The 4,088-nt window shown below is 64.4% G+C and carries 4 protein-coding genes; 1 reads left to right on the top strand and 3 read right to left on the bottom strand.

Annotated elements, in window-relative coordinates; translation table 11 throughout:
- The 3 genes from FFS27_RS29640 to FFS27_RS29650 all read right to left on the bottom strand — a co-directional run.
- A partial coding sequence (locus tag FFS27_RS29640; protein ID WP_137952408.1) for a GspE/PulE family protein occupies positions 1-1,483 on the bottom strand: 1,483 nt, incomplete at its 3' end.
- Positions 1,473-2,276, bottom strand: coding sequence for an ABC transporter permease (locus FFS27_RS29645; RefSeq protein ID WP_003131067.1), 804 nt, complete (start codon positions 2,274-2,276; stop codon positions 1,473-1,475). The genes FFS27_RS29640 and FFS27_RS29645, both read right to left, overlap by 11 nt.
- 592 nt (positions 2,277-2,868) lie before the next feature.
- Positions 2,869-3,621 (bottom strand): class I SAM-dependent methyltransferase, encoded by a 753-nt coding sequence (locus FFS27_RS29650; RefSeq protein WP_021264909.1) that lies wholly within the window; start codon positions 3,619-3,621, stop codon positions 2,869-2,871.
- Between the two features lie 225 nt (positions 3,622-3,846).
- On the opposite strand from FFS27_RS29650, the gene FFS27_RS29655 reads away from it, so the two are divergent.
- The coding region (locus FFS27_RS29655) for an alcohol dehydrogenase catalytic domain-containing protein (RefSeq protein WP_171019256.1) at positions 3,847-4,088 on the top strand (242 nt) is incomplete at its 3' end.

A 4,088-nucleotide genomic window follows, 5' to 3' on the forward strand; every position in this document is an offset into this window, starting at 1 on the left:
GCGCTGCCTGCCCCGGGAACAGCCGCGCGGTGGCCGCCTCGGTCGCTGCCAGATCGGCCGCAGCAAGGGTTGGCTCGCAAGGTTCCGCGCAGTGGGCGCACAACCTGCGCACCAGTCGCTGGGCCTGGACACCGCGCACCGGCGAAGCCACCAGGAAGGGTTCCACGCCCATGTCGATCAAGCGCGTGAAGGCACTCACCGCATCGTTGGTATGCAGGGTCGAAAGCACCAGGTGACCGGTGAGCGAGGACTGTACGGCGATCTCCGCCGTCTCCAGGTCGCGTATCTCCCCGATCATGATCACATCGGGATCCTGCCGCAGGATCGAGCGCAAGGCGGCAGCGAAGGTCAGGCCGATGTCGGCATGGACCTGGACCTGGGTGATGTTGGGCACCTGGTATTCCACGGGATCTTCCACGCTGATGAGCTTGCGCACGCCATCATTGATTTCCTCCAGCGCGCCATAGAGCGTCGTGGACTTGCCCGATCCGGTGGGGCCGGTCACCAGGATGATGCCGTGGGGTTCCGCTACCCATGCACGCATCCTCCGCAAGTGGTCCGGGAGCATCCCGAGCCGGTCCAGGCGCAACCCCTCGCGCTCCTTCGGCAACAGGCGCATGACCACCGATTCGCCATGCACCCCTGGCAAGGTGGAGACCCGCACGTCGAGCTCCGTACCGCTGACCCGGATGCTCATGCGTCCATCCTGCGGCAACCGTCGCTCCGCGATGTCGATGGCGGAGATCAGCTTGATCCGCGAGACGACCGCCGCGAATCGCTCGCGGGGAAGGCTCAGTTGGTCGTGCAGGACGCCGTCGACGCGGAAGCGGATACGGAAGTCGAACTCCCGGGGTTCGATGTGAATATCCGAAGAGCGCTTTTCCATGGCCTGGCTCATCACGTTGTTGACGAGTTCGACTACCGGCGCCTCCTCCGCCAGCTCCCGCAGGTAGCGGATGTCTTCGCTGCCGTAGGCGTGCCGATCCGCACCTTGCCGGGCCAGGTCCAGGGAGTGCTCCAACCAGCCGTCCAGATCCTGGGAGCGGCACAGCACTGCTTGAATCGAGCGCTCCGGATAGAAATAGCCCAGGGTTTCGCGTATCGAAGGAGATAACGGATCACGCGCCGCGAACAGCAGTTGCTCGCCCTCCTCCCAGACCACCAGTTGCTCTTCGACGAACCAGTCGGTATTGATCGGGGTACTGAGCAGGAATGCGGCGATGGACTCTTCGCTCGGCTTCCGCAGGTCGTCCCCCACCAGCGGCAACCGCAGTTGCTCCGCCAGCACCTGCATGAGGGTATTTTCCGAGATGGCTCCGGAACGCACGAGAATACCTCCCAGGCGGCCGCCAAGCCGGCGTTGCAGGTCGAGCGCCCGCTCGAGTTCCTGGCCGCTCACCAACCCGCGTTCGAGCAAACGCTGCCCCAGCGGTATCCACTCGGCCGTCACCTGCGGGCCCGGGGAAACGGCCTCAGAGGACATCTGCAAAACCTTCCTGTACCCGACGGAACCAGAGGAAGCCCGATGAACAGACCAGCAGCGACGCAACGCAATAAACGCTGAAGACCTCAAGGGTCGGATAGGGAGCATCGAAAAGGATCGCCCTGACCATTTCCACCGGGATCGTCAGCGGATTGAGGTACAGGTAGGGCTGCATTACCGGTGGCAAGGATGACAGCGGATAGAACACCGGGCTGATGAATAGCAGAAGCACCAGGAGAAACTGGACGAACTGCCCTATGTCGCGAACATAGACCCCGAGCCCCGCGAGGAACCACGCCAGCCCCGTCACGCAGAGCAGGAAGGGGAGCAGGGCAAGCGGTAGCAGAACCAGTTGCCAGCCCGGCTCGACGCCGCTGAAGAGAAGAAAGATACAGAGCACCAGGTAGCCGAGCATGGCGTTGAAGAATGCGGCCAGCAGCGGTGTGAGGGGGAGTATCTCCAGGGGAAAAACCAGCTTCTTCACGTAGTTGGCGTTGGCCTGGATGATAGTCGGGGCCCTGGACAGGCTTTCAGCGAGGATCCCGTTCAGCAGGAGTCCGGAAAACAGGGTCAAGGCGAAGGAAAGCGTGCTCTGGCTTCCACCCCAGCGCGACTTCAGCACAAAGCCGAAGACAAACGTATAGATCAGCAAGAGCAGGAACGGCGAGACGATGATCCAGATGCGGCCCAACATGGCGTCGCGATAACGCAGTTCGACCTCGCGCCGGGTCATGACCAGCAGGAGCCTGATGCGACTGGCGAGACTGGCCGGTACCAAGAGGGAACCACTCACAGAAAAACTCTCCACGGCGAAGAAGAACAGAACCCGCTAACCATGAAGGATCGAAGCGAGCAGGGCCATCAGCCCCCACTACTTCTGGCGTAAGGTTTTTCTGATTCAAGAAGAGTCTTCAGAAGGCCGGAGCAAGCCGGCACTCTCGCCAACTCGATCTCCCATCGGCTCCGTACCTGCTGGAAAGCACGTGGGTAACCCCGGCAATGGCAACGACTCTCAAGGTGTGGGGCCGGACTGCGCGGAGTGCACCCTCGATTCAGCAGCCAGCGGCAGTGAAACCGGGACGAAAGCAAGACTCATCCTGCAATCGGGGCGATTTCTTCATAGCGCTGGAAAACCTGGCTCAGTGAAACGAAAGCACGCACTGAGCGCCCCGTACGCCAGGGACTGGCAACCTGCACGCCGACTCGCCCTGGGGCGGCATGGCGAGTTCGACGAATACGACTCGGCGCACCACCTGCCCCCTGTGCCCGCGCTCAAGCGACGCCGCGGCTGCCAAGGGGGTTGCAGCGACCTGCGTAGACGGCAGGCGGACGCGATCGGCGCTCTCCCCGCCGTCATGGTTGAGTTTCGGATTGCGTCCGATGGCTCAGCGGATCACCCCGGCGCGCACCGTCAGCGGCCAACTGACCCGATAGCGCGTCTGCGGGTCGCCCCAGGCTTCGCGCAGCTCATCGACGAACGCGGCGCCCGGATCCTGGCCAAGGGCCTTGCCGGCTTCCTTCACCGCCGACCAGGTACCGACATAGCCCAGCAGTTCGTCCAGGGTCCAGGCCACCTCGATGGCCAGGTCCGGCAGGCGACGCTCCTCGAAGGGGAACGGCAGATTGCGGTAGCCCTCCTCCACGTGGCGCCGCTCGGCAGGCCAGTAGGGGCCGACGACCTGGTGGTAGAAGTGCTGGACCAGCGGTTCCATGGGGCCGTCGACATGCAATACGCCATAGGTAACCAGAGCCAGGATGGCGTCCGCACGGGCCACACGCCGGACTTCCTCGTAGAAGCGCGGCAGGTCCAGCCAGTGGGCGGCCTGGGCGACCGTCACCAGGTCAGCGCTGGCCGCCGCCAGCCCGCTGTCCTCGGCCAGGGCCACGCGATACTCGACCCGCTCGCGAGCCTGCACCTTGTCGATCTGCGCGGCGCTGGCGTCGGTACCGACCACCCGTTCGAAACGCTCGGCCAACAGCACCGTGAGCTGTCCGGTGCCGCAGCCGCAGTCCAGGGCCAGGCGGGTGCCGGGGCAGAGCGCGGCCAGCTCGTCGACCAGCCGCGCCGGGTAGGTCGGACGATGTGCGGCGTAGTTCGCCGAACCCGTGGAGAAATGATCCTTGAAAGGTGCCGTCATGGGACTCTCCCGAAATGATCCCGGCGACCACAGGGACCATGGCCGTCCAGGCTGCCGCCTTACACTAGGCGAATCCTGTCGATACGGAAACACGACTTTCGGTCACCTCGGAGCACCGTCTCACTACTGCATGCGGTGCAGCAATCAACTGCAAAGAACCTACCTGGTCATCCCCGGATGCTTCATTAGACTGCCGGAACGACGAACGCAGCCAAGGAGACCGCCATGCCCAGTCGCATCACCCTCAACGCAAACGGAGGCCCCGAGGTCCTGCGCCTGGAGCAAGTCCGGGCGCAGCAACCGGGCCCCGGCGAGGTCTGGCTGGAGCAGGCCGCCATCGGCGTCAATCCGCTGGACCTCGGCCAGCGCTCGGGAGCGGTACCGATTCCGCTGCCGTCCGGCCTCGGCCTGGAAGGCGCCGGAGTGGTCGCCGCGCTGGGTCCGGGAGTCTCCGGACTGGCGCCGGG

Origin of the sequence: Pseudomonas sp. 2VD, assembly GCF_005503585.1 — a bacterium.
GTDB lineage: Bacteria > Pseudomonadota > Gammaproteobacteria > Pseudomonadales > Pseudomonadaceae > Pseudomonas > Pseudomonas aeruginosa.

Coding starts and splice junctions, on each gene's coding strand:
- FFS27_RS29650 (WP_021264909.1), bottom strand. CDS start 3,621: ATGACGGCACCTTTCAAGGATCATTTCTCCACGGGTTCGGCGAACTAC.